Genomic DNA, 24,876 nt, shown 5'->3' with positions numbered 1-24,876 from the left:
TATAATTAGTTTTATTTTATTAAATCTTTCTCCAACGTCTCCAGTGACTTTCCTTTGGTTTCGGGTAATGCCCGACGGAAGAAGACAAAGCCTACGAGACAAATAGCTGAATAAATCCAGAATGTACCGTAACTACCCAGTGCGCTGTTCAGCAAAGGGAACGTGTATGTCAGCGTGAAACTACCTACCCACAAAGCGAAAGTACAGGTTGCCATAGCGACACCACGCACACGGTTAGGGAATATCTCAGCCAGCAATACCCATGTGATAGGTCCCAGTGACATGGCATAACAGGCTATTGCCAACACCACCAGTACGACCATAAAGAATCCGCTCACCTGGAAAAAATAACAAGTGCCGAGAACCAGATAAATGCCGGCCAATCCGCCTGCTCCCAAAAGCATCAGTACACGGCGTCCCAGACGTTCGACTGTGTAGATAGCCACAAACGTGAAGATCACATTTGCCACACCGGTCACCACAATATTAAAGAGCACATCTCCCAGCGAATAACCTGCCGACTGGAATATTTCCTGTGCATAATTAAAGATCACATTCGTGCCGCACCACTGCTGAAACACAGCCACTATGATACCGAGTACCAGCACTTTTCGGAACGGACGACTGAAAAGCAATTTCAATCCGCCTTCTGATTTGGAAGAACCGGTTTGCTCCACCATCTGAAGTTCCTGTTCCGCATAATGGTTTCCGCCTATCTTGCTGAGCACATTCCATGCCCTCTCCCTCTTTCCTTTCATAGCCAGCCAACGGGGACTCTCAGGAATAAAACAAGCAAGCAACAAGAATACTGCCGCCGGAAACGCTGCTCCCCAAAACATCCAGCGCCATCCCATCTGTCCATTCCATGAAGCACAGATATCGGCAGGAGTAAAGTCGGCAGGAATAGGCTCGGCTATCAGCCAGTTGGCTATCTGCGCACCGAGAATACCCAGTACAATAGTCAGCTGATTGAGTGAAACGAGTTTTCCTCTGATAGAAGTCGGTGCTACCTCGGCAATATACATCGGAGACAATCCCGAAGCGATGCCGATACCGATACCTCCCAGAAAACGGGCCACCAGAAACCAGCTAAATACGGAAAAAGCTCCGGTAGCGTATGCAGAAGATAAAAAGATAAATGCGGAAATCAGTAAAAGAGGCTTTCGCCCGTAACGGTCTGCCATCATACCGGCTACCATCGCACCGATCAGACAGCCAAGCAAGGCTACACTCATCGCCAATCCCTGCATCGTCGGTGAATCGGCAATATCGAAATAGAGTTCATAGAAAGGTTTCGCTCCACCGATGACCACCCAGTCATATCCGAACAGAAGACCGCCCATCGCGGAAACCAGACAAATAGAATAGACAAACTTTTTATTATAACTTTTCATACCACTAGAAGATTGATTAATTGGTGTTGCAAAGATAGGGGACATCCCAGGTACAAAAAATAGAATTTCATTTTATAAAGATGGACAATCTTATTTTTAATGTATTATTTGACAGATACCATACATTATTATATATTTGTGCAGAATAACCAATTATATGCTATGGTAAAACTAAAAGATGGATTTACCGGGGAAAGAGCCCTAGTCCTGCCCCGTATGATCGTTGACAAGATGGAAGAAGACCCGCTGACCTCCATGCTGCATATCACCGACATCGGATATTATCCGAAAGCCAAGTATCATTTTCGGGAACGAAAAGAACCCATCAATCAGTTCGTCTTTATCTATTGTATAGACGGGGCCGGTTCTTACCGGATCGAAGATCAGGAATATAACGTCTCTGCCAACCAGTATTTCATCCTTCCGGCAGGTGTCCCGCATTCATACGCCTCCAACCCTTCCACTCCATGGACTATTTACTGGATTCACTTCAAAGGAACAGCAGCTCCATTCTATGCCAAGGATGCCGGCCGTCCGATGGACATCAAACCCGAACGACATTCGCGCATCAGTACACGGATCAATCTGTTTGAAGAGATATTCAACACACTGAAGAACGGCTACAGCAATGAGAATCTGCGTTACGCGTTTTCGATGTTCCACTTTTATCTGGGAACATTACGCTATATCCAGCAATATCGCAATGCAGGCACCAACCAGGTGGAGGATGAAGGGATAGTGGACGTTGCTATCCACTATATGAAAGAAAATATGGAGAAACATCTGAGTCTTGAAGAAATCTCGACGCAAATCGGATATTCTCCGTCGCACTTCTCAATGCTGTTTAAAAAGCAGACGGGACATAGCCCGCTCACGTACTTCAATCTGCTGAAAATACAACAAGCTTGCCTGCTGCTAGATACCACTGATATGAAAATCAACCAGATATGCTATAAAATCGGTATTGAAGATACTTATTATTTTTCCCGCCTGTTCAGCAAAATCATGGGAATGTCACCAAGGGAGTATCGCAAATCAAAAAAAGGGTAGGAACTTCTCCTACCCTTTCTTGTCTTCTTATAAGTCATCAAGGCTGAACCGCGTAAAACGGTTTACTTTTTCTCTATAGTCAGAACAAACTGACGCAGATATACTTGCTGTTCTTCATTGCTCACATTGGTGAACCGGACAAACTTCAACGGAGTTTTCTGCAAATCAGCCGACAACCTGCTTTCTTTCTGCTTCATATCGATCGTTTTCCATTCTTTGCCATCCGCAGAGATTTCAAGACGTCCCCATGTACAAGGAGCATCCTTACCAAAGTTTATCTGAATATTCTCTCCCGGACAGATCGCATCCAGTTCTATTTCAACACTGTTTCCGGGTGCCCATTTCACGACCTCATTAGCAGGAGAGATAAGTATACGATTGGCTTTCACCTGCAAAGGCAAGTTCTTTATTTGCTCCACACTACTGATTATCTTATGTGGCATATAGTCGGTAACAGCATCCAGACGGGCATTATACTTTTTATTGTAGTAACTCACAGCAGCAGCGAAAGTCTGGTCAATCAATGGTTTTATCACTCGTGTGGCCGTCTTTACTCCCGGCTGATAAGGGTTCTGATTAGATGTCTGGTCAATATAAAACATCTGTTGCTGCAAAGCTTTCACATGATTGTATTTCCGCAGAAAATAAGATTCATTCCGACCTTCTACCATTTGCAGCACTTCTTCTCCTGTTTCAGCCATCAGTTTAAACTGACGCAACCAAGGAGTAATTTCGGCAATCAACGGTTTGTTTTCCGTATTGGTCAGCAGTATATCAGCGGACTCTTTCATACGCTCGAAAGTATTCCGGAGGGCTTCGAAATCCGCCTTATCATAGCTGCCGTCTTCTTTAAAACTTTTAAGGAAACGATCGGCGGCAGGCTGAATGTCCTGAGATTCTTCACGACGGTAGCCATGTCCGTTAGGTCCTAAGTCGGAATTATGGATAGCAAAGCATTCGAGTTCACCCGACGCACTTGGCAGAATGGTACGAATCGCATCCTTCCACGTTTGCCAAGTATCATACTTGGCAGGATTCCAGGCATAGCTTGCCACACTATAGATAGCAATTTTAGATGACTCGGCATGTTCCATCGGGTTCGTTACGAAACCTGACATTTCTTTGGCAATCGTCGTATCGTTACCATACACAGGACCGAGGAGCAAATGGTCGCGCACATAATCGGACACCGGAAAATTCCACCAGATGTAAGCCGGACGTTTGATCCGTTCATTAATCCACGCCATGCCATCACGGGTAATGTCAGAAATGACACGGTCTCCCGTCCACATAATCTGAACGGAAGGGTTGAGCTTTTCACCCAGCGTAGTCAGATAATTGCCGTTAGGATTCGACCAGCTTTTATTATATTCCGTAGGACACATGACAAGTTGATTGACATCAGGCTTCGTCTGCGCAAAATTCTCATCAATATAGTTCAGCAGCTCCGCCTGCTTCTGAGGATTGGTACCTTCACCGGAAATATCATCGAAGAATACGGCAAACGAACGAACGCCGAGCTGGTACATCTTCTCAAATTTGGAAAGCAGAAGGTCGCGGTCTTCCTGATTCCATTTGATATCCTGTCCCGGATGGATTGCCCATACAAAGTCAACTTCGTTCTCATTGGCTACTGCCACCAATTCTTGCAGTTGGGCAGCTTCTTTGTCGGGATATGGCAGGCGCCAGTTGGGTGCACTATGATACGGATCGTCTTTCGGACCGTATATATAAGTGTTCATCTTGTTTTTACCATAAAACTTCAGCTGACTGAGGCGTGCCTGATGGCTCCACGGAGTTCCGTAGAAACCTTCTACTACCCCCCGATATCGTACGGAAGGATAATCTTTGATTTCTACTTCGGGCAGTTTCCCGTCTTTCAGTAACTGCGCGAAAGTTTGCAAGGCATAATAGGTACCTCGTTCGTCATTTCCGGCCAGTACGATTTCTTTTTCATTCACAGAGAGATAATAGCCTTCCTCACGGTTAGGAATCCGGCGGCTATATTTGCGTACGCTCTTGTCGCCTTTCTCACCAATGGAAATAAGTATTCCCTGCTTACTGCTTTGCTTACCGGAAAGCAATTCTTTCAGTACCTTTACGGCATGCGGATTCGCTTCTTTCTCACCATTTAGCTGATAGACAGCAGGCAGATCAATGGTCTTGTTTTGAACAATAAGTTGTTGAGGAGGGGGTTGCAGACTTACATTCTGCGCAAAGACAGTTACAGCACACAGGAGGCAAGCTCCCAATAGACAGATCTTGTTGTTTTTCATAAGTTGTAATAATGGGGGTTAGTTATCATGACTTATATTATCGTACAAAGAAACACTAAATTATCAAATTACGCAAATTTATAGGGAACGTTGATCAAACAAATCAAAAAGAGCAAACAAAACAATCAGAAAGACACACTTTTCTAATTTATTATTTCTATCTTCGTCCGCTGTTATACTTTTTATTCAAATACCCCCAATTACCATGAAAATTAAACACTTTTTACCCCTGCTATTGCTAGTTCTTAGCAAGCAAATGTCAACAGCGCAAGAAATTGCCATCATCCCACAACCGGCTCACCTTACGGTAAAAGACGGACGTTTCGAATTTGGCAACCAACTGAAAGCCAAAGTCACTCCCTATCAGGGAGACAGTGTCCACATGGTCTTCGAATCATTCAAAAAGGAGTTTCAGAAAGTAACCGGCATCAAAGTCTCTTCTACTCAAAAAGAAGCCAAAGCCGCCATTATTCTGAATTTGAATCAGCAACTTCCGCCCGAAGCTTATAAACTGAACGTTTCAAAAGAACAAATCCGGATTGAAGCCGCCCGCCCTGCAGGTTTCTATTATGCGCTGCAAACACTAAAGCAGCTGATGCCTCGCAACGTAATGGCAGGCGTAGCACCGTCCGGCCATCAAGAATGGAGCATCCCATCTGTTGAGATTGAAGACGCTCCCCGTTTTGAATGGAGAGGTTTTATGCTGGACGAAGGCAGACATTTCTTCGGTAAAGATGAAATAAAACGAGTGATCGACATGATGGCTACTTACAAAATGAATCGATTCCATTGGCATCTGACAGAAGACCAAGGCTGGAGAATCGAAATAAAGAAGTACCCCAAACTGACGGAAACCGGTGCATGGAGGAATAGCAAAGTGCTGGCGTATGGTGACGTAAAACCTGACGGCGAACGTTACGGCGGCTTTTATACTCAGAAAGACATCAAAGAGATTGTAGCTTATGCGAAAAAGAAATTTATAGAAATCGTTCCCGAGATCGATATCCCCGGACATTCACAGGCTGCTGTCGCTACTTATCCGGAATTTCTGGCATGCGACCCGGAAAATAAACATGAAGTATGGTTGCAACAGGGAATCTCTACGGATGTAATCAATGTGGCCAATCCTCAGGCTATGCAATTCGCCAAAGACGTGATAGATGAACTCACCGAATTGTTTCCATTCAACTATATTCATCTGGGAGGCGATGAATGTCCCATCAACAAATGGCAAAAGAATGAAGAATGCAAGAACTTGCTAAGCGAAATAGGTTCTACCAATTTCAGGGACTTGCAGATTTATTTCTATAAACAACTGAAAGATTACATTGCCACGAAACCTGCCAGCCAGCAACGCCAACTGATATTCTGGAATGAAGTGCTTCACGGAAATACCCGCATTTTAGGCAATGACATCACCGTCATGGCATGGATCGGAGCGAATGCTGCCGCTAAACAAGCAGCCAAACAAGGTATGAACGCTATTTTAAGTCCACAAATTCCTTACTATATCAATAGAAAACAGTCGAAGCTTTCCACAGAACCGATGTCACAGGGACATGGAACTGAAACAGTGGAGGCCGTATACAACTATCAGCCGCTTAAAGATGTGGATGCCGACTTGCAACCTTATTATAAAGGTGTACAAGCTAACTTCTGGACCGAATGGGTCACTGAGCCCTCAGTGCTCGAATACCTGATGTTACCACGTCTCGCTGCCGTTGCCGAAGCTGGATGGACCCCACAGGAAAAAAGAAATTACGAAGATTTTAAAGAACGGATTCGCAAGGATGCAGAGTTGTACGATCTCAAAGGATGGGATTATGGCAAACATATTATGAAATAAGCCAAAAGGCTTTGAATAAAAGAAACAAAGGCTTTATGCGTCGACCGGACCATGAAGCCTTTGTCTATAAACCTTGCTAACAAGGCTGTTCCATTTATTTTTTATTTTGAGCCATGCGATTACCGGTTGCCTGCGACCTCACTACAATTCCATTTCCATTCTTCGTACATTTGATACATTCTTTCCGCAACATACCTTCTTTCAGATTGAAAATAAGATTCGGATTGAAATGCTGACCGTTAATACGGGTTTCAAAATGCACATGCTCCGTAGTCGCACGACCGGTACGTCCGGTCAGTCCGACAGGTTGCCCCGCTTTCACTGTATCTCCGCTCTGCACCAGATTCTTGAAGTTATGGCTATAAATCGTTTCCAATCCGCTCGGGTGACGGACTACTACCAGATTTCCGTAAGCATAATATGGCTTGGACATACGTACCACCCCATCAAAAGCAGCACGAATGGTATCTTTTGCACACGTTTTTATATCTGCTCCCGAATGCCCTCCGCGAGATCCATAAGCCGAAATGACTTTAGCTCCCGGTAACGGAAATGCATACTCATGTTCCTTCAAAGAATCCAAATGCAAATATATATGATTGCTTTTCGCAAACAGTCCGGGAGTAGCAACCCGTACATGGTTCACCTCCATAGAAGAGAAGGAAGATTTACTTTGCGCATGAGCCATAGCCGGCAAAGCTAAGACTGTCAATAATATCAGTATGTTTTTCATGTATTTTTCCCCTTGTTATTCAAAATAGATAAGTTCACCGCCATCCGATCCAGCATAATCCTTCAATAAGGATTGAATCATTTCAGCAGCTTCCTTAAGTCCTTCTTTTCCGTTATATCCGTTGACTATTGCAAGAATATGACTGGTCCCGATATCCATCTTTGTACGTTCATGATCACTTGTCGGCGTTCCGATTCCTCCCAAAGAATCTCTGTACACAGGCAGTCCTTCTATGTTCAGCACCCCCCGTCCGATACCTTCAAAGGGTTCTTCCGCTTTGCCGATACCGAGTTCAAGACGGTTACCCTGTATCTTGTCCGCATCGAAACCACCAATAGAATGTCCGGTACGAAGAGAAACCAGATTGATAAGGTCTACCAAGGTATCGATCTGATACAAAGGAATTCCACGCATCAGACGGCGGCGCAATGCTTCTGCCGACGGACGATAGCGCCCCGGATCTTTACCACAACGCTTGTAAGCCTCACGGGTAGCAGCAATCACAGGTTGCCGCTTGATGTCTTCCATTTGAGTAGTGGTAGTCAAATCTTCTGTGAAAGCATTTATTTCTTTCCAAAGCCCCTCGCAGAAAGCGGTATTTTTCACTGCAGCATATACGGCTGCCCCGGCAAAAAAAGGGCAGGCATTCTTTAGCTCCTGAGATACTTTTATTTCAAACATTCTTTTATTCAAGTTTATGTCAACCTACATTCAAATTTATATCCACTTATATGGAAAGTATTATTCATGAATCATGATCCCCGACAGAATCCGTCCGGACTTAATGCCCAGACGCCTTGCCGAGAAGAAATCGTCGTGATGAATATACGTACATATCTGCGCAAGTTCCACCTGTCCGGGAGGTACTCCGAAAGCAAGCAGTTGCAATCGGTTCGCTTCCCATAAATCGATATGATGCTTTCCGGTTTCCTCTTTCCTGATAGAAATACGGGGCATGTCAAAACCATTCTTTTGAAATGCTTCGTACACCTCTTCACCCACTTCAAAAGAAGTCAATGAAATACTCGGACCGATACAGGCAACCACATCTTCTCCACTTGTGCCAAACTCTTTTTCCATCCGCAACAAGGTATCACGTACAATATACGCTACCGTCCCCCTCCATCCGGCATGGATGGCAGCCACTGCGCAATGCTTCGTGTCATATACCAGTACAGGCACGCAGTCCGCCGTCGATATGCAAAGACAATATCCCGGCTCGCGGGTAATTAGCGCATCTACTCCACACAGCATATCCTGTTTTTGCCGAGGCGAAGCAGACAAATAAACATCCCCAATCAGCAGGCAGTTCGTGTCATGAGTCTGCAAAGGAATAACCAGTTCTCTGGGCATTTGCGACATACCTTCCATCAGCAGACTTTGATTCCGTCGCACTTTCTCCGCCTCATCACCACTGTAAGGCGTGCAGTTGAACGACGCATAAGCTCCCTCACTGCATCCTCCCTGCCGGGCAGTTACAAAATGAGAAATGTTGGAGTATGAGCTTAACGACTCATACCCCAACATTCTTTTATCTCTTGTGATTGAAATCATTTTTCCTCCCAATCCTCTTCTTCGTATTCGTAGTCAAGATCATCGTCTTCGTCGTCAGCCTCTTCTTCATATTCATATTCGAGGTCTTCGTCCTCACCCATGTCTTTGAGTTCCTGCTGCAGACGGGTCACGTCTTTCGGACGGTGAACGATGTCTTCTATCTTGTTACTTTCCTTATTCAGTTCCTCCCACAAAATGTCTTTCAACACTGAGATTCCCAAACCGGAAACAGAAGAAATGAATATATGAGGAATGCCTTCGGGCAATGTCGGTTCAATCTCGTCCATCAGTTCCTGATCGAGCATATCGCTCTTTGTGATAGCCAATACGCGCTGTTTGTCCAACATTTCGGGATTGAAGGTACGCAATTCATTCAGCAATACTTCATACTCCTTGCGGATATCGTCGCTGTCCGCCGGAACCATGAACAATAATAATGAGTTACGCTCGATATGACGCAAAAAGCGCAGTCCCAATCCTTTTCCCTGACTTGCTCCCTCGATGATTCCCGGTATGTCCGCCATCACGAATGACTTTCCATCGCGATAGGAAACAATTCCCAGATTCGGTTCGAGTGTGGTAAACGGATAATCAGCAATCTTCGGTTTTGCCGCTGAAATAGCAGAAAGCAACGTAGACTTTCCTGCATTCGGGAAGCCTACCAAACCGACATCTGCCAACAGCTTCAGCTCCATGATCACCGTCATTTCCTGCATCGGCTCGCCCGGCTGCGCAAAACGCGGAGCCTGACGGGTAGCTGTCTTGAAATGACTGTTGCCCTGACCACCACGACCGCCTTTCAGCAAGATCACTTCCTGTCCGTCATCCGTCACATCACAAAGGTACTCTCCGGTTTCGGCATTATATACTACCGTACCGCAGGGAACTTCGATCACTTTATCTGCGCCGTCTTTTCCGAAACTACGGTTCTTGCTTCCCGATTCGCCATGTCCTGCCATCGCGTGGCGGTCATATTTGAGGTGAAGCAATGTCCAGTAATTACGGTTACCGCGCAAGATAATATGGCCTCCTCTTCCACCATCGCCCCCATCGGGACCTCCGTTAGGACAATATTTCTCGCGCCTCATGTGCGTAGAGCCTCTTCCGCCCTTACCTGAGCGACAGTATATCTTTACGTAATCAACAAAATTCGATTCAGCCATACTTTTTATTTATTATAATTTGTCTACTGCTTCGCAGATATCAGCGAAGATACCATCCATAGTACCCAAGCCGTTGATGTGTTGGTACTTCTTCTCGTTCTTGTACCAGTCGATCAGCGGTGCTGTCTGTGAATGATATACATGCAGACGTTTTTTGATTGTTTCTTCGTTGTCGTCAGCACGACCGGAGTCTTTGCCACGTTTGATCAGACGGGTCATCAGTTCATCTTCCGGAACTTCCAGATCTACCATCACTGTAACATCCTGTCCTCTTTCCGCCAACATCTTCTTTAATGCTTCCGCCTGTGCAATTGTTCTTGGGAAACCGTCGAAAATAACACCTTTGCTGTCTTTGAAGCTGTCGAATACGCTTGCCAGAATATCAATCATCAATTCATCCGGAATCAACTGACCCTGGTCGATGTATCCCTTAGCTGTTTTGCCCAGTTCTGTGCCGTTCTTGATTTCTGCACGCAATACATCTCCTGTAGAGATGTGGTTGATTCCATACTTTTCTACAATACGTTCGCTCTGTGTTCCTTTTCCTGAACCCGGAGCACCGAAAATTACAATGTTCAACATTTTGTCATTTACAATTTAATGATTTACAATTTACCATTTAAAAACTGGCCCTATTCTTTTTTATATATAATATATCTTAGTCCACTACCGTATAAATGTCGGGATAATTACGTCCGAAGCCGTCATAATCCAATCCGTAGCCAACAATAAAATCGTTCGGAATTTCCATCGCTACGTATTCTATGTTCAGATCTACTTTCAACTTTTCCGGCTTCACCAGCAAAGAGGCGATATGTATAGCTTCGGGATTGCGGGTCCCCAATGTATCCAGCAGGCGTTGCATCGTCAGTCCGGTATCTACAATATCCTCTACGATCACCACCGTACGTCCGGCAATGTCTTCGTTCAGTCCGATCACTTCCTTTATGACTCCGGTGGAGGTCACTCCCTGATAAGAAGCCAGCTTCACGAATGAGATTTCGCAAGGAATCGTGATATGCTTCAACAAATCGGCGGTAAACATGAACGAACCGTTCAACACACTGAGGAAAAGCGGATTTTTACCTGCCAAATCGCGATTAATTTCGTTCGCTACGCGAATCACTTCTTTCTGAATATCCTGTTCCTTGATGGAAACAGTAAACTGCTTGTCTTTTATCTGTATGGTATCCATAACCGGTCATTTTAAAAAAGTTGTCGCAAAAATACGATTTTTTATTCTACCCCGTGCATCATCTTCTGTAATTTCTTCGAGAGAAGGAACAGAATCAGTGAAGCAACACCCGACATTACGACGAATACCATGAAGAAATCGTACATGGTAGCGATCTGATAGCCAAAGAGTGATTTCACTTTTCCGTCTTCGGGATACAAACCGCTCAACATACCTGCAAATTTATTGGCAGTAGCGGTAGAAAGATACCAGATACCCATCATTAAAGAAGCAAAACGCAATGGGCTTAGTTTGTTTACCATCGAAAGCCCGATAGGAGACAAAGCGATTTCACCCATAGTGTGGATAAAGTAGAGTCCCGTCAGCCAAATCATGCTGACCTTCACTCCGGGAACAGCATCTTTCACTCCGAAACAGATAAAAAGATATCCCAGTGAAAGAAGCAGCAAGCCGATAGCCTGTTTGGTAGGAGAAGCCGGTTCCATCTTCCGTTTGTTCAGGAAGCTCCATATTCCCGGCATAATGTAGGCAAGGATGACAACGAAAAGCGGATTGAAAGACTGGAACCAGGATGCCGGCATTTCCCAGCCGAGAATATCACGGTTCGTCTGTTCGGCTGCGAAAAGCGTTAAGGAAGCACCCGCCTGTTCATAAGCTGCCCAGAAGAAGATAACGAAGAAAGCAACAATATAGATGACAAAAATCCGGCTGCGTTCTATCTTCGTGAGCGAACCATCCAGCAAAATGAGTACAGGGAAAACAATACATGCAGTAAAAATACCGATACTCACCCAGTCGCCACTAAAGGCATAACTGAAAAAGACCAATAAGGCAATGGTAAGAACAGTGATAATGACCGTATTGCGTATTTTTGTCCCCTTATCCATTTTAGGATGTACGATATGTTCTGCTTTATCTTCCTTCTTTTCACGTTTGGCGTCAGGAATAATGCCGATAGGTTCACCGGAAGGTGAGAACAGGTATTTGTTCTTTTGGGTTTCGAAAAGAACGACTGTAAACAGTGTCATGATACCAGCAGCGAGGAATCCCCACTTAAAGTCGTTCGGATCTCCGGTATCACCCAAATAACCGCAAATCAAAGGTGCTGCGAAAGAACCGACATTCACTCCCATATAGAAAATGGTGTATGCAGCATCCAGACGTCTGTCACCCGGCTCATAAAGTTGTCCGACCAGAGAAGAAACGGTAGGTTTGAAACAGCCGTTACCTAAAATCAGAAATCCGAGTCCGCCATACATCAACCAGTGTGCAAGGTCCGTATTATTCAATGTGGAAGCACTCATAAACATCAGGAACTGTCCGACAGCCATCATCACCGCTCCCCAGAACACGGAACGACGGATTCCCCAATATTTATCAGCGATATATCCGCCAATCAAAGGGGTCAGATAAACCAGTCCGGTATAACTACCGTAGATAGATGCCGCTGCCTCCTTATCGAAAAGCAATGCCTGCGTCAGGAAGAGAATAAAAATCGCACGCATTCCGTAATAACTGAAACGTTCCGCCGTGCTTGTCGCGAAAATCAGATAAAGGCCTTTCGGATGCCCCTTCAATGCACTCATGAATTTATGTGTTTAGTAGTTTATGGGGTACAAAGGTACGAAAAAGTAGTTTAAAATGCTTCAAGATAGGAAAGTTCTTATAGAATAGAAGGGTATAGAATTAAGTGCAAAACATCTCCAGCATCCACTTGATTAAGTTTTCAACCATGTAATTAATTCAGTGGATGTTCACCTTAAATGTTAATCGGTCATCATTTAGCCAAAACTAAATTCAACATCGTCGATCTTGACAAAGAGCATGTTGTCTTTTTCTCTGAAAGAAATTTTGTTTTCTCTGGCGAGCCAGCCAATAGCAACAGCTACTTCTTCAAATGTCAAACCTAACTCGCGGCAGAGTTCAAACATTGACAATTCACCTTTCTCATTTAAGATACGCCATACTTTTCCGGCATTTAAGCCAATTCTCGTATTTTCCATCATGCAAACTTTAAAAGATTAAACAATCCGTTAACTATAATCTAATTGTTGTGAGCACAGGAAATAATGCAAAGCACATTATGTACTACAAAGATAACATTTTCTTCGAAATAATCAAATAATCAACAGAGTAGCTACTACAATCAGTTATATTCCGGCCAAATTCCCCGATTCCTGCTAAAAATGGTACAAATTAAAGAAACGATTCAATTCTTTTTATAAGTTTGCAGACGCATACTCCGATAAAAGTCCGACCGGAATAAAGCATTAATTCAGAGTTTTTGCGTAAGTTTGTAGGTCGAAAAACTAAAAGAATATTGCAATGAAAATATTTCCAAGCAGCAGCATTAAGAAGTTAGATGCTTATACCATTGAACATGAACCAATTGCATCAATAGATTTAATGGAACGTGCCGCACAGGCACTGACCAAAGCCATTACCAACAGATGGAATCCGGAAACTCCTGTCACCATTTTTGCCGGACCGGGAAACAATGGCGGAGATGCCCTTGCCGTTGCCCGCATGATGGCAGAAAAAGGATACAAGATCGAAGTATATCTCTTCAATACAAAAGGAGAACTTTCTCCCGACTGCCAGACGAATAAAGAACTGGTAGAGATGATGGAAGAAGTAACTTTTCATGAAATCAGTACCCAGTTCGTTCCGCCTACGCTGACGCCCGAGCATCTCGTTATTGACGGTCTGTTCGGTTCGGGACTGAACAAACCGTTGAGCGGAGGTTTTGCTGCTGTAGTGAAATATATCAATGCTTCTCCTGCCATGGTAGTCTCCATCGATATCCCTTCCGGACTGATGGGAGAAGAAAATACATTCAATGTAAAAAGTAATATTATCCGTGCGGACGTCACTTTCAGCCTGCAACTTCCGAAGCTTGCTTTCCTCTTTGCCGAAAACACAGAATTCGTCGGTGAATGGGAACTGCTGGACATTCAACTGAGCGAAGAAGGAATCGAAGAAACAGAAACCAATTACGAAATGCTGGAAATCGCAGAAATCCGCTCACTGATTAAGCCACGCCGGCAATTCGCTCATAAAGGAAACTTCGGCCATGCCCTGCTGATAGCCGGTTCGAAAGGAATGGCAGGGGCATCGGTATTAGCCGCCCGCGCCTGTCTGCGTTCGGGGGTAGGTCTGCTGACCATACATGCACCGTTATGCAACAATGATATCCTGCAAACTTCCGCGCCCGAAGCAATGGTAGAAACAGATGCAAGCGAAACATGCTTTGCCGTACCTACCGATACCGATGATTATCAAGCTGTCGGCGTCGGTCCCGGACTCGGTCGCAGTGAAGAAACGGAAGCTGCCCTGATAGAACAACTGGAACACTGCCAGACTCCGACGGTAGTAGATGCCGATGCGCTCAACATTCTGGCAAATCACCGGCATACACTCACCCATCTGCCGAAAGGTTCCATCCTCACCCCTCACCCCAAAGAACTGGAGCGCCTGATCGGCAAATGCCAAGACTCTTACGAACGCCTGATGAAAGCCTGCGAACTGGCTCACACCGCTAAAGTGCATATTATTTTGAAAGGAGCTTACTCCACCATTATCACTCCCGAAGGCAAATGTTACTTCAATCCGACTGGCAATCCCGGTATGGCGACAGGAGGTAGCGGAGACGTATTGACAGGAGTGATTCTGGCACTACTTGCACAAGGCTATCCTGCCGAAGACGCTGCTAAAATAGGTACCTATATTCACGGATTAGCCGGAGACATCGCCCAGAAAAAACAGGGCATGATCGGACTTATCGCAAGTGATATCGTAACCTGTCTGCCAGCAGCATGGAGGCTTGTAAGCGAATAAAAGTTAAGAACTTACAGTTTATTCAATAACTTCATTAACTTTGTTTTTCAAAATCAGCTAAAAAGAACCGAATATGAAAAAGTTAATCATAGCAACAGGACTACTAATGGCCACTTCTGCCCACGCACAAACAGAAGTGCTGACAGGAGTGACACGAGGAAAAGATTACGGAGTAGTGTACGCCCTTCCCAAGACTCAAATAGAAATAGAGATAAAAGCGAACAAAGTCAACTATAAGCCGGGAGAATTCAGCAAGTATGCCGACCGCTATTTGAGACTGACCAATATCTCTGCCGAACCCGAAGAATATTGGGAACTGAGCAGCGTGAAAGTGAAGCCGGTAGGAGTACCCAACAGCGAAGCTACCTACTTCGTCAAACTGAAAGACAAAACGGTAGCTCCTCTCATGGAACTGACTGAAGACGGACTCATCAAATCAATCAACGTACCTTACAGTGGTAACAATACCACCAAAGCAGCAACCAACACTCCTGCTTCACAAAGGAAAGCCAACCCGCGCGACTTCCTCACAGAAGAGATTCTGATGGCAAGCTCCACTGCTAAAATGGCCGAACTGGTAGCAAAGGAAATCTATAACATCCGCGAAAGCAAGAATGCATTGTTGCGCGGACAAGCCGATAACATGCCTTCGGACGGCGCACAGCTCAAGATCATGCTCGACAACTTGAATCTTCAGGAAGAAGCTATGACCGAAATGTTCTCAGGAACCCGCGACAAGGAAGAAAAGACATTCACTGTCCGCCTCACTCCGGATAAAGAGTTTGACAATGAGGTCGCTTTCCGCTTTTCAAAGAAGCTGGGCGTAGTTGCTAACAACGATTTGGCAGGCACTCCATTCTACATCAGCCTGAAAGACCTGAAAACGGTGAAGATTCCGCAAGAGGACGGAAAAAAGAAGAAAGATATGGATGGAATTGCCTATAACGTACCGGGACAGGCAATGATTACGCTGACCGACGGCAAAAAGAAATTATACGAAGGAGAAATACCTGTTACTCAATTTGGTATCATCGAGTATCTGGCTCCTGTATTATTCAACAAGAACTCAACCATCAAAGTTTACTTTGATCCGGTGACCGGTGGACTACTTAAAGTAGATAGAGAAGAAGGTAAATAAAACTCTTTAATAGTAAAAATCATGGGTGGAGAAGGACACATGCTCGACATGATACGCCGGCTAAAAGACGGCAAAGAAGCTTCCCGCTTACGCCGGGAACGGAGAAATGACAAACTAGGAAGACTCAGAAGAAACAATGATCCCTATCTCTTACCGAACACGACTCCGGAAGAAATGGAACGCATCATTAAAGATTCGGAAAAGAAAAAAGAAAAAGACAACAACTATTTCGTATGGGGAACGCTTATCATTATGGGCGTCCTAATAGGATGCGCTGTCCTTCTATGGGCTTTATTTAATTGATAATGGACAATGAGGTTGAGCCAACCGGATATTATCTTATACTAAGCATTCACTATCCATTATCAATTATTCATTATCCATTTAATAAATCCGTCTTTCTGTAATTGGGTAAGATAGGTTGATATACGAGACTCGTAGCCTGCTTCACGCTGAAAGTGGTCTGCGAGTTTTTCTATGATTTCACGCACCGTCCGCTGACCGTCTATCAATTCCCATACAGCCGTTCCGTGTTCCTCCAGACGCACATGAATATCCTTTGACATTCCTTTCGGCAATAAGTAACGACTCATCCACGAACGCTTAAAACGAGGAAAGGAGAGCACAATAGTCTCCCCTTCCCGTTCAGCTTTAATATGTTCGTTACGACAAGGGATAACCTCCAAGAGGTTTATTTTCTCTTTCGTAGCCATATCTTTTCTCTTTTATATCTTTATTCCTGATAGGATCTGATTATTTCTGAATATTTGCTTCTTCCAGTCCGTAGCCTTTCTTCTTGTTCTCTGCTTTCAGCATCAAAGCAACAATCAAGGCCAATACACCGAACATAGCAAAAATAGTCATCGGCAATGTATAATCATAGGTCTGCGCACCGTCTACTACCGGGCCCTTGCAATAAGAATTCAATACCCATCCGATCAGCAAAGGTACTCCCATCAATCCCCAGTTCTGTACCCAAAAGATCAGTGCATAAGCCGTACCCAACTGTTTCTCCGGAATAATCTTTGGAACTGAAGGCCACATAGCCGAAGGAACCAGTGAGAAAGCAAATCCCAGCACAATCATGATAACGGTAGCAAACCACCATACATTCAGAATAGGAAGAGCGAACATGGAGTGTACGAAAATCAGCATCACCGACCCGATTACCATCAACGTAGCTCCCTTACCGATACGGTCATACAAAGAACCGAACAACGGTGTCAAGATGATCGCACCAATCGGCAACAATCCGGGAATGGTTCCTGCCAGTTTCGGATCTACATGATACTTCTGCACCATCAGGTCAGCCGCATACTTAATGAATGGGAATACAGCCGAATAGAACAATACACACAGTAATGCGATCAACCAGAATCCTTTGTTGGTAATGATATATACAATATCTTTCATGCGGAACGGCTCTTCCGGTTCCAGTCCTTCTGCATCCAGAGAGGCATCCAGCTTCTTATCATAGAAAGTATAGATAAAGAATGCAATCGTACCTACACACAACATGACGAGACAGAACAGAATCGGAGCAGGAATATTGGTATGGAATGCACCGCCCTCATCTGTATATCCGAAAAAGTCGGCCAAAGGAACAGTAAGCACCATCGCTAAAGTAGTTCCAATACGTGCAGTAGCCATTTCCAGTCCCATAGCAAGAGCCATTTCCTTACCCTTAAACCACTTTACAATAATCTTCGAAACAGTGATACCCGCAATCTCGACTCCTACACCAAAAATAGCATATCCCAAGGCAGCCAGTGTGACCTGCATCTTGAATCCGAAAAGCATTGCACCTTCCGGGAAAGTAGTAGAAATAGCATAATATTTCAATCCGCAACCGAACACCATCAACAAACAGGCTCCCATTCCGGTGAAGCGAACTCCCATTTTATCCAGGATGATACCACCAAAGATAAGCATCAGCAGGAATACATTAAACCAGCCATAAGCACTAGTAAAGAAACCGTAATCTAAACTGTCCCAAAGAAGTTCTTTCTCAAGCATGGGTTTCAGGGGAGACATGACGTCTGTGAGGAAATAGCCGCACAACATTGTAAAAGCGACTAATGCTAGAACACTCCAACGCAACACTGCGGAGTCATTCAGCTTTTGTTTCAATTGTTCTGTCATTGTAATATTTAAAAGGAGTTAATAATCTCGTTACGGGCAACAAAGTTAACTAATTATCATTTGTTTTACTAAAAAAGAGGCATATTTTATGAGAAAAAGGTTAACTGACAAGATATTCCTGCATGGAGACAGGCAGACAACACAAAATAATAAAGACAGGCGCGAATCACACGTATTACACAGATTCCGTTAGAATCCCAGTAACTCGCGTCATTCGCGCCTGTAACGGTGAGGACGAATCAGAAGTTTGCCGATGATACCCTCACACAATAAGTTTAAACCGAATATCCTATCACTGAACTATTCTGCTGCAGGAGCAGGAGTTTCAGTAGCCGGAGCTTCTGTTGCAGGTGCAGACTCTGCAGGAGCAGTAGCGTCTGTATTAGGAGCAGCAGTACCGGTAGGCATGTTATACGGGTTGGTTTGTTGTTCTTTCTGTGCTTGTTCCAACAATACATCTTTAGCTGCAGAAGAAGTAGGAACAACATAAGCGGTAGCAATGCTCATTACAACCATGAAGATAGCTAAGCCCCAAGTTGCTTTTTCCAGAAAGTCTGTAGTCTTGCGCACGCCCATAATAGCGTTTGATGAAGAGAAACCGGAAGCAAGTCCGCCTCCTTTTGAGTTCTGAATCAGCACGATGAAGCACATCAGCAAGGCTGCAATAACCATTAAGATAACGAATAATAAGTACATTTTTAGTTATTTTGAATTAGCGTTAATAATCAATTTCTCCAAAAATCTGATTTGGTCTGCAAAGTAAGCATTTTTTTTTGGATATTTCAAACTTAATTTTTTAATTATTTCAAGAGCTTTCGAATATCGTTGCTGTTTTACGTAGATTTTGGCTAAAGTTTCGGTGAAACAACTGTCATCTTCCTCTTCTTCAGTGTTTGTTTCGGTCGTTTCGGTCGTTCTGCCTGTTTCGTTGGTTTCAGTCGAAGAAGCGGTCATTGTTCGCTCTTCTTCTCTCAAGGGTTTCAGATACACGACAGCGTCACTCTCACTTTTTTCTATAAAGTTGTCAATAAGTTCATGTCCTTTCAGCTTGGGCATAGCCTCTGCCGGCTCGTCTGCAACGGGAGTCTCTTCGAGTAAGTATGAAGTATAGTCCATAGAATAATCAAAGCTTGTCTGACTGGTCACTTCTTCGGGAGCTGTAGAAAGAAAGGCATCGATCAAAGCCAGTGTCCGGTCGACGGTAGGCTCATCTTCCAATACTTCAGTGAGAGGCAGGTCTTTCTTCCGGGTTTCGACAGCAAACCGTTCGCCTTCGATCAGGTGAAACAGTTTCCGTCGGTCGGCAATATACAGAACGGCTTTCCGCAGCTCTGCGCCGAAATTGATGTCGTGGAGAATATATAGGTTCTTGAGATACAACAACCGGAGCGACTGAAAATACGGATACCTCGCGAGCTGGTTGCGCAGTTCGTACAAAGTATCTCTATTCAGCGTCTCAGGATGCTGAATCCATTGTTGCAAGTTAACAGAAGTCATTAAATTACCAGTTCGCTACAGTTGCATTAAATATTTGGTCGGTTATCTCTTTACTCATTTCCGCAATCAATCCATCTTGTACGGCTGTCAGCAACTGACTGGAATCATAGGTACGGAAAGCTGAGAATTGCTGCTCGAAGTCTTCGGCGTGATTAGTGTTGTTGACAAAACGTACATTGACCGTAATGGTCAGTTTCGTTTCCGAAGAGTATCCATCGGCAGACACTGCCTGGTTGTACTGGTTGTAGCCTGTGATTTCTCCGTCAATCTGCAAATCCGCATTCTGGTTCGGCTTCAGCAGTTGCAGGCGGGTCTGTCTAATGAAGATATCCTTCAGGTCTTCATTAAATTTAGTAGCCAACGGAGCATACACATACTCCGACTTAATCGGAAAGTCGGCAATCGAAATGGTCTTCACCTTATCATAATTGATAGAAGAGCCATTAAACTTATAGGACACACTACAAGCAATGATGACTGCCGGCAAAACGATCAGTATCAGCGGTCGTGCTATTTTCTTAATCCAATTCATATTCTTTTATTTTTCTGTAAAGGGTACGCTCGGAGATATTCAGATCCTTCGCCGCACTTTTCCGCTTGCCATGATGCCTCTCAAGTGCTTTGCGTATCATTTCTTTTTCTACTTCATCAAGCGAAAGGGTTTCTTCCACATATTCCTCCGTATCCTGAATATCGTCATCATCTTCTTTGGGACAGACAGACGGTTGTACCGCATGGATGATAGCAGGTACGGAAGGCTGATGTGTAGTCGTCACTACCGGAGTAGCTACCACTTGCCCCATCTGTCCGACTTGTCCCGCACGTTCGGCCATCATATTGTGCACCATCTTTTTCAGTTCCGCCACTTCCTGACGCATATCGAACAGGACGGAATAAAGTATCTCGCGTTCGCTCTCGAATCCTTTGCTCTCACGTGTTCCGAACAGTGCCGGAAGGCGTTGGGTATTCTGTACCGGAAGATAGGTCCGCAGAATAGCAGCCGTAATCTCACGGTTCGTTTCTATAATCGAAATCTGCTCTGTGATATTCTTCAACTGACGAACGTTTCCCGGCCACGGATAAGCTACCAATTCCTTCTTGGCATCTTCAGTCAGCTGGATAGCCGGCATCCGGTACTTCTCGGCAAAGTCGGCGGCAAACTTACGGAACAGCAACCACACATCGTCTCCCCGCTCACGCAAAGGCGGTATCTGAATAGGCACCGTATTCAAGCGATAATATAAATCTTCCCGGAAGCGTCCTTCGGCAATAGCTTGTGTCAGGTTCACGTTGGTAGCCGCTACAATACGCACATCCGTCTTTTGCACTTTGGATGAACCTACCTTGATAAATTCACCGCTTTCGAGCACACGGAGCAGACGCGCCTGTGTAGGCAACGGCAACTCTCCTACTTCATCAAGAAAGATAGTACCACCGTCAGCTTCTCCAAAATATCCTTTCCGCTCACCAATAGCACCGGTAAATGCTCCCTTCTCATGTCCGAAAAGCTCGGAATCGATCGTACCTTCCGGTATCGCACCGCAGTTGACAGCAATATACTGTCCGTGCTTTCTCCGGCTATATTGATGAATGATCTGTGGAAAACTTTCTTTTCCGACGCCACTTTCTCCGGTAATCAGCACAGACAAGTCGGTAGGCGCTACCTGAATGGCAACATCTATGGCACGTGACAACGCTTCGGTATTACCAATAATGCCGAAGCGCTGTTTCACTTGTTGTATTTCCGCTTTTGTCATTGCTTCTTAATCTTCGTCTACTGTATCCAGTTTTAGTTTATCACTATCATCCCGTTTCTCGTAATACTGCTTCCGCAGCGGATTTACCCGTGCCGCTTTCTCGCGCTGGCGGTTACGGAATACATCAATCGCTACATAAATGGCCTGACGGAAAGAATCTTCGCTGGCAAGTCCTTTACCGGCGATATCATAGGCTGTTCCATGAGCCGGAGAGGTACGTACCACCGGAAGTCCGGCAGTATAGTTCACACCATCTTCCATAGCAAGAGCTTTGAACGGTGCCAGTCCCTGATCATGATACATAGCCAATATTCCGTCGAAATGAGTATAATTGCCCGATCCCATAAAACCGTCTGCCGCATAAGGACCGTAACAGATGATGCCTTTCTCTTCCATTTCTTTCATGGCAGGAATAATCACTTCCTGTTCTTCCATACCCAGCAATCCGCCGTCTCCGGCATGGGGATTGAGTGAGAGCACGGCAATACGCGGAGCACCAATACCGAAATCCTGTTTCAGGCAGTGATGGAAAATAGCCAGTTTCTCCTGAATCAGTTCCTTTGTGATCGTTGTAGCAATCTCCCTTACCGGAATATGTGTTGTCACCAAAGCCACACGGAAATCATTCTTCATGAGAATCATCAGCGACTTGTTTCCATTGCCCAGCCGTTCTTCAATATACTCTGTATGACCGGGGAAAGAGAACTCTTCCGACTGGATGGTATGTTTGTTGATCGGAGCGGTCACAATAACGTCGATCAGCCCCTCACGATATTCTTCAATAGCACGTTCCAAAGCGCCCAGTGCAGCTTTACCTGCTTCGGGATCGGGTTTGGAGAACTCTACTTTCACTTCATCATCGGTACAGTTCACTACACTCAGACGATTGTATCCGGCTTCGGAAGCTGTATTGACAATGCTGAAATTAGCCTGCACATCCAGCGCTTTACGATGGTAGGCCGCCACTTTAGGTGAACCGTAGATGATCGGAGTACATAGTTCAAGCATAGTAGGGTCTGAGAATGTCTTCAAGATCACTTCATAGCCTACCCCGTTGATGTCTCCCTGGGTAATGCCGATTCTTATTTTGTTTTCTTCCATGTTTTTATTTTTTAGTTGGTTCCGCTTCTTTGGTCACTCCCAAAGGAATCTGGCTCTGCGGAGCTTCTTGCGGAAGTCTCAGCGTATAAAGAGATGATTCCATCTGACGAACTAAGTTGCGTTTCATTTTATCAGGTGAGTATACAAATATTTCTGCTGTAATGATACGTTGGTTTTTCTGATCCAGACGAGTGTGGGAAACAAACGGACCACCCATGAAGTCTCCCTTCATGCGCCACAATCCACGTGCTTCCATCGTGTAGTCATTGTGTACGCTGATCGGACGGACGTCAGTCAGCAACGAATCCGTCGACATATAAACGCCCTCTTTGAATCCGGGGATATTGACCTGCATCACAGAGTCGCGTTTATGAACAAAGTATTCTTTAGTAAATGTATCTTTATCCGTATAAGGATAAGAATACATCACGAAATTACGATCAGCAGAACCTGTATTGGTAGAAGCCCAAAAGAAATCCTCACCTGTCTTCGAATTGTTCAGTTCCGAAGGTATCCAGATATCACAGCCAAACAAGCTATCTATCTTCTGAGAGATAAAATTACTGTGTTTTTCTTCCAGCAACGTAATCTGACGGTTCATCTCGGCACGAGTAAAGAAGTCGATAATCGTTTGTTTGTTCTCTTCCACGAACTTCTCAAACACTTCTTCGTCCGGAGCCTGAATAGTCAGTATCAACTGTGGAGAAGCATAAACGTCTTTCGCATATTTGAAAGTACCTTTCGTATAAATATCTTTTATATCTACTATGATAATGTTGCGGATCAGCTTCAGGGTAGAGTCGTAATCTTTCGGTGAAGTATACATAATCCGGAAAGAAGGTTCCGACTGGGGCAATCCCGGCATGTCAGAATCAAGCACATCATGCAAGGCCCTTCCGGCGGCACGGTCCCATACACCCGCATCCACTACTACCAGCAGTTCATACGGACGGCCACTAGAGGTATGATTCCCTTTCAGTCCACAAGAAGCAACGACCAAAGCTACTAAAGCCATGCTTAAATAAAAGAAGTACTTTTTCATGATGTTCGATTTTATATATTAACTTTTATTATTTTCCTCCTGTTTCGCAGTCGACAGCATGCCGCATGCCGCAAAGATGTCTTCTCCCCGTGAGGCACGAATGGTAGTGAAAAGCCCGTGCGTGGTCAGATAGTCACGAAAACGGGTCATTGTATCCATATCGGCCCCTTCAAGGTTTACTCCCGGAATGGCATGGAAGCGGATCAGATTGATCCGGCAATCCAATCCGCGAAGCAGCTTCAACAGCTCCCTGGCATAAATTTGCGAATCATTCAGCCCCTTAAAAACAATATACTCAAACGAAAGTCGACGCTGTTTACTAAAATCATAGTTTTTTAACAGTTCTACCATTTCTGTCATTGAAAAGGCTTTCTCCGCCGGCATCAGTTCCGCACGTTGGGGCGGCACCGGAGAATGCAGGCTGACAGCCAGATGGCAGTCACTCTCTTCGATAAAGCGCTGCAATCCTTTCCGCAATCCGACCGTAGAAACTGTTATCCGTTTCGGGCTCCATGCGTAGCCATAAGAAGCAGTCAGTATATCCAATGCTTTCAGTACTTCATCCAGATTGTCGAGTGGTTCGCCCATTCCCATCATGACCACATTCGTCAGTTTATCCCGTTCGGGCAATGAATGAATCTGGTTGATAATCTGCTGAGCGGTCAGGTTGGCGGTGTAGCCTTGTTTCCCTGTCATACAGAACTTACAATTCATTTTGCAACCTACCTGTGAGGAGACACATAAGGTCGCCCGTTCATCGTCCGGAATATATACCGACTCTACGAAATGATTCCCGCCTACAGGGTACAAGTATTTCACCGTACCGTCTACAGAGCGCATTTCATCCACCGGGGCTTCCGCACCGACCTCATAGTTCTGCATGAGCAACTCCCGGTGTTTCAACGACAAATTAGTCATTTCATCAATCGAGGTCACCTTCTTATCGTAAAGCCAGGATGCGATCTGCTTGGCGGCAAAGCCGGGCATACCCAGACGTTTTACCAGCGATTGCAGCTCTACCAGCGTCATTCCTAAGAGAGGATATTTAGACATCATTCTTTCTGTTCATGGTTTATATTTGCAAATGTAAGGAAATAAAGTCGATTTCCGTATAGCGAGGATGTAAAAGTTAGCAAAAAAGGTCGTTCCCG

24 protein-coding genes are annotated in these 24,876 nt (G+C 44.8%); 5 read left to right on the top strand and 19 right to left on the bottom strand.

All coding sequences use genetic code 11. From position 1 onward, the window contains the following. Positions 1 to 11 precede the first annotated feature (11 nt). On the bottom strand, positions 12 to 1,394 hold the full coding sequence (locus BLW31_RS13645) for a sugar porter family MFS transporter (protein WP_010536987.1): 1,383 nt from the start codon (positions 1,392 to 1,394) through the stop codon (positions 12 to 14). Between the two features lie 162 nt (positions 1,395 to 1,556). Here BLW31_RS13645 and BLW31_RS13640 point away from each other — a divergent pair, with 162 nt between their 5' ends. Continuing rightward, a complete protein-coding gene (locus tag BLW31_RS13640) occupies positions 1,557 to 2,444 on the top strand; it encodes an AraC family transcriptional regulator (protein ID WP_022301215.1) in 888 nt (295 codons plus the stop codon). 62 nt (positions 2,445 to 2,506) lie between these two features. On the opposite strand, the gene BLW31_RS13635 is transcribed toward BLW31_RS13640, so the two are convergent. Then, positions 2,507 to 4,720 carry a beta-N-acetylglucosaminidase gene (locus tag BLW31_RS13635; protein ID WP_029425365.1) on the bottom strand — a complete coding sequence of 738 codons (2,214 nt, stop codon included), beginning with the start codon at positions 4,718 to 4,720 and terminating at the stop codon, positions 2,507 to 2,509. 256 nt (positions 4,721 to 4,976) lie between these two features. Here BLW31_RS13635 and BLW31_RS13630 point away from each other — a divergent pair, with 256 nt between their 5' ends. After that, on the top strand, positions 4,977 to 6,566 hold the full coding sequence (locus BLW31_RS13630; RefSeq protein ID WP_010536984.1) for a beta-N-acetylhexosaminidase: 1,590 nt from the start codon (positions 4,977 to 4,979) through the stop codon (positions 6,564 to 6,566). Positions 6,567 to 6,660: 94 nt separating this feature from the next. On the opposite strand, the gene BLW31_RS13625 is transcribed toward BLW31_RS13630, so the two are convergent. The 8 genes from BLW31_RS13625 to BLW31_RS13590 form a co-directional block, all read right to left on the bottom strand. After that, positions 6,661 to 7,299 carry a M23 family metallopeptidase gene (locus BLW31_RS13625; RefSeq protein ID WP_010536983.1) on the bottom strand — a complete coding sequence of 213 codons (639 nt, stop codon included), beginning with the start codon at positions 7,297 to 7,299 and terminating at the stop codon, positions 6,661 to 6,663. A gap of 15 nt (positions 7,300 to 7,314) precedes the next feature. Further along, positions 7,315 to 7,980, bottom strand: coding sequence for a B3/B4 domain-containing protein (locus tag BLW31_RS13620; protein WP_010536982.1), 666 nt, complete (start codon positions 7,978 to 7,980; stop codon positions 7,315 to 7,317). Between the two features lie 60 nt (positions 7,981 to 8,040). Beyond that, complete coding sequence (gene pgeF / locus BLW31_RS13615; protein WP_010536981.1) at positions 8,041 to 8,853, bottom strand: peptidoglycan editing factor PgeF; 813 nt, start codon at positions 8,851 to 8,853, stop codon at positions 8,041 to 8,043. Beyond that, positions 8,850 to 10,016 (bottom strand): GTPase ObgE, encoded by a 1,167-nt coding sequence (gene obgE, locus BLW31_RS13610; RefSeq protein WP_022301219.1) that lies wholly within the window; start codon positions 10,014 to 10,016, stop codon positions 8,850 to 8,852. Before obgE ends, pgeF begins: the two co-directional genes overlap by 4 nt. A gap of 12 nt (positions 10,017 to 10,028) precedes the next feature. Beyond that, entirely contained in the window at positions 10,029 to 10,598 is a 570-nt protein-coding gene (locus tag BLW31_RS13605; RefSeq protein ID WP_010536979.1) for an adenylate kinase, read from the bottom strand. A 76-nt stretch (positions 10,599 to 10,674) separates the two neighbouring features. After that, on the bottom strand, positions 10,675 to 11,211 hold the full coding sequence (hpt, locus tag BLW31_RS13600) for a hypoxanthine phosphoribosyltransferase (RefSeq protein WP_010536978.1): 537 nt from the start codon (positions 11,209 to 11,211) through the stop codon (positions 10,675 to 10,677). Between the two features lie 41 nt (positions 11,212 to 11,252). Then, the gene (locus BLW31_RS13595; protein ID WP_010536977.1) at positions 11,253 to 12,797 is read right to left on the bottom strand and encodes a peptide MFS transporter; all 1,545 of its coding nucleotides are present in this window, start codon (positions 12,795 to 12,797) and stop codon (positions 11,253 to 11,255) included. 195 nt (positions 12,798 to 12,992) lie between these two features. Next, positions 12,993 to 13,217, bottom strand: coding sequence for a winged helix-turn-helix domain-containing protein (locus BLW31_RS13590; RefSeq protein ID WP_010536976.1), 225 nt, complete (start codon positions 13,215 to 13,217; stop codon positions 12,993 to 12,995). 319 nt (positions 13,218 to 13,536) lie between these two features. Here BLW31_RS13590 and BLW31_RS13585 point away from each other — a divergent pair, with 319 nt between their 5' ends. The 3 genes from BLW31_RS13585 to BLW31_RS13575 all read left to right on the top strand — a co-directional run bounded on the left by BLW31_RS13585 (position 13,537) and on the right by BLW31_RS13575 (position 16,489). After that, on the top strand, positions 13,537 to 15,048 hold the full coding sequence (locus BLW31_RS13585) for a bifunctional ADP-dependent NAD(P)H-hydrate dehydratase/NAD(P)H-hydrate epimerase (protein ID WP_010536975.1): 1,512 nt from the start codon (positions 13,537 to 13,539) through the stop codon (positions 15,046 to 15,048). A gap of 73 nt (positions 15,049 to 15,121) precedes the next feature. After that, positions 15,122 to 16,186 carry a DUF4831 family protein gene (locus tag BLW31_RS13580; RefSeq protein ID WP_010536974.1) on the top strand — a complete coding sequence of 355 codons (1,065 nt, stop codon included), beginning with the start codon at positions 15,122 to 15,124 and terminating at the stop codon, positions 16,184 to 16,186. Between the two features lie 21 nt (positions 16,187 to 16,207). Then, positions 16,208 to 16,489 (top strand): basic helix-loop-helix domain-containing protein, encoded by a 282-nt coding sequence (locus BLW31_RS13575; RefSeq protein ID WP_010536973.1) that lies wholly within the window; start codon positions 16,208 to 16,210, stop codon positions 16,487 to 16,489. 62 nt (positions 16,490 to 16,551) lie between these two features. Here BLW31_RS13575 and BLW31_RS13570 read toward each other — a convergent pair whose 3' ends face one another. The 9 genes from BLW31_RS13570 to rlmN form a co-directional block, all read right to left on the bottom strand. After that, positions 16,552 to 16,899: a PqqD family protein gene (locus BLW31_RS13570; RefSeq protein WP_010536972.1), complete on the bottom strand. Its 348-nt coding sequence runs from the start codon at positions 16,897 to 16,899 to the stop codon at positions 16,552 to 16,554. A gap of 40 nt (positions 16,900 to 16,939) precedes the next feature. Continuing rightward, entirely contained in the window at positions 16,940 to 18,328 is a 1,389-nt protein-coding gene (locus BLW31_RS13565; protein WP_010536971.1) for an MFS transporter, read from the bottom strand. Between the two features lie 300 nt (positions 18,329 to 18,628). Beyond that, complete coding sequence (gene secG, locus BLW31_RS13560) at positions 18,629 to 19,024, bottom strand: preprotein translocase subunit SecG (RefSeq protein ID WP_010536970.1); 396 nt, start codon at positions 19,022 to 19,024, stop codon at positions 18,629 to 18,631. A 6-nt stretch (positions 19,025 to 19,030) separates the two neighbouring features. Beyond that, positions 19,031 to 19,825, bottom strand: coding sequence for a DUF8458 domain-containing protein (locus tag BLW31_RS13555; protein WP_010536969.1), 795 nt, complete (start codon positions 19,823 to 19,825; stop codon positions 19,031 to 19,033). Between the two features lie 4 nt (positions 19,826 to 19,829). Further along, positions 19,830 to 20,357: an LPS assembly lipoprotein LptE gene (lptE, locus tag BLW31_RS13550; protein ID WP_008764536.1), complete on the bottom strand. Its 528-nt coding sequence runs from the start codon at positions 20,355 to 20,357 to the stop codon at positions 19,830 to 19,832. After that, positions 20,344 to 21,582 carry a sigma-54 interaction domain-containing protein gene (locus tag BLW31_RS13545; RefSeq protein ID WP_010536968.1) on the bottom strand — a complete coding sequence of 413 codons (1,239 nt, stop codon included), beginning with the start codon at positions 21,580 to 21,582 and terminating at the stop codon, positions 20,344 to 20,346. The genes lptE and BLW31_RS13545 overlap by 14 nt, the downstream gene beginning before the upstream one ends. Before the next feature lie 6 nt (positions 21,583 to 21,588). Beyond that, a complete protein-coding gene (pdxA, locus tag BLW31_RS13540; protein WP_010536967.1) occupies positions 21,589 to 22,683 on the bottom strand; it encodes a 4-hydroxythreonine-4-phosphate dehydrogenase PdxA in 1,095 nt (364 codons plus the stop codon). Positions 22,684 to 22,687: 4 nt separating this feature from the next. Further along, positions 22,688 to 23,725: a DUF4837 family protein gene (locus tag BLW31_RS13535; protein ID WP_022301220.1), complete on the bottom strand. Its 1,038-nt coding sequence runs from the start codon at positions 23,723 to 23,725 to the stop codon at positions 22,688 to 22,690. Positions 23,726 to 23,743: 18 nt separating this feature from the next. Further along, the gene (rlmN, locus tag BLW31_RS13530; RefSeq protein WP_010536965.1) at positions 23,744 to 24,778 is read right to left on the bottom strand and encodes a dual-specificity RNA methyltransferase RlmN; all 1,035 of its coding nucleotides are present in this window, start codon (positions 24,776 to 24,778) and stop codon (positions 23,744 to 23,746) included. Between the last annotated feature and the right edge of the window lie 98 nt (positions 24,779 to 24,876).

The organism is Bacteroides faecis MAJ27 (genome assembly GCF_900106755.1).
Taxonomy (GTDB): Bacteria; Bacteroidota; Bacteroidia; order Bacteroidales; family Bacteroidaceae; genus Bacteroides; species Bacteroides faecis.
Note: the sequence above shows the minus strand (reverse complement) of the source record. Positions and strands in the feature narration are given on the sequence as shown.

Coding starts and splice junctions, on each gene's coding strand:
- BLW31_RS13645 (WP_010536987.1), bottom strand. CDS start 1,394: ATGAAAAGTTATAATAAAAAGTTTGTCTATTCTATTTGTCTGGTTTCC.
- BLW31_RS13595 (WP_010536977.1), bottom strand. CDS start 12,797: ATGAGTGCATTGAAGGGGCATCCGAAAGGCCTTTATCTGATTTTCGCG.
- lptE (WP_008764536.1), bottom strand. CDS start 20,357: ATGAATTGGATTAAGAAAATAGCACGACCGCTGATACTGATCGTTTTG.
- BLW31_RS13570 (WP_010536972.1), bottom strand. CDS start 16,899: ATGGCTACGAAAGAGAAAATAAACCTCTTGGAGGTTATCCCTTGTCGT.
- BLW31_RS13620 (WP_010536982.1), bottom strand. CDS start 7,980: ATGTTTGAAATAAAAGTATCTCAGGAGCTAAAGAATGCCTGCCCTTTT.
- pgeF (WP_010536981.1), bottom strand. CDS start 8,853: ATGATTTCAATCACAAGAGATAAAAGAATGTTGGGGTATGAGTCGTTA.
- BLW31_RS13605 (WP_010536979.1), bottom strand. CDS start 10,598: ATGTTGAACATTGTAATTTTCGGTGCTCCGGGTTCAGGAAAAGGAACA.
- BLW31_RS13565 (WP_010536971.1), bottom strand. CDS start 18,328: ATGACAGAACAATTGAAACAAAAGCTGAATGACTCCGCAGTGTTGCGT.
- BLW31_RS13630 (WP_010536984.1), top strand. CDS start 4,977: ATGTCAACAGCGCAAGAAATTGCCATCATCCCACAACCGGCTCACCTT.
- secG (WP_010536970.1), bottom strand. CDS start 19,024: ATGTACTTATTATTCGTTATCTTAATGGTTATTGCAGCCTTGCTGATG.
- BLW31_RS13555 (WP_010536969.1), bottom strand. CDS start 19,825: ATGACTTCTGTTAACTTGCAACAATGGATTCAGCATCCTGAGACGCTG.
- BLW31_RS13535 (WP_022301220.1), bottom strand. CDS start 23,725: ATGAAAAAGTACTTCTTTTATTTAAGCATGGCTTTAGTAGCTTTGGTC.
- BLW31_RS13545 (WP_010536968.1), bottom strand. CDS start 21,582: ATGACAAAAGCGGAAATACAACAAGTGAAACAGCGCTTCGGCATTATT.
- BLW31_RS13625 (WP_010536983.1), bottom strand. CDS start 7,299: ATGAAAAACATACTGATATTATTGACAGTCTTAGCTTTGCCGGCTATG.
- hpt (WP_010536978.1), bottom strand. CDS start 11,211: ATGGATACCATACAGATAAAAGACAAGCAGTTTACTGTTTCCATCAAG.
- BLW31_RS13590 (WP_010536976.1), bottom strand. CDS start 13,217: ATGATGGAAAATACGAGAATTGGCTTAAATGCCGGAAAAGTATGGCGT.
- BLW31_RS13580 (WP_010536974.1), top strand. CDS start 15,122: ATGAAAAAGTTAATCATAGCAACAGGACTACTAATGGCCACTTCTGCC.
- obgE (WP_022301219.1), bottom strand. CDS start 10,016: ATGGCTGAATCGAATTTTGTTGATTACGTAAAGATATACTGTCGCTCA.
- BLW31_RS13575 (WP_010536973.1), top strand. CDS start 16,208: ATGGGTGGAGAAGGACACATGCTCGACATGATACGCCGGCTAAAAGAC.
- rlmN (WP_010536965.1), bottom strand. CDS start 24,778: ATGTCTAAATATCCTCTCTTAGGAATGACGCTGGTAGAGCTGCAATCG.
- BLW31_RS13640 (WP_022301215.1), top strand. CDS start 1,557: ATGGTAAAACTAAAAGATGGATTTACCGGGGAAAGAGCCCTAGTCCTG.
- BLW31_RS13585 (WP_010536975.1), top strand. CDS start 13,537: ATGAAAATATTTCCAAGCAGCAGCATTAAGAAGTTAGATGCTTATACC.
- pdxA (WP_010536967.1), bottom strand. CDS start 22,683: ATGGAAGAAAACAAAATAAGAATCGGCATTACCCAGGGAGACATCAAC.
- BLW31_RS13635 (WP_029425365.1), bottom strand. CDS start 4,720: ATGAAAAACAACAAGATCTGTCTATTGGGAGCTTGCCTCCTGTGTGCT.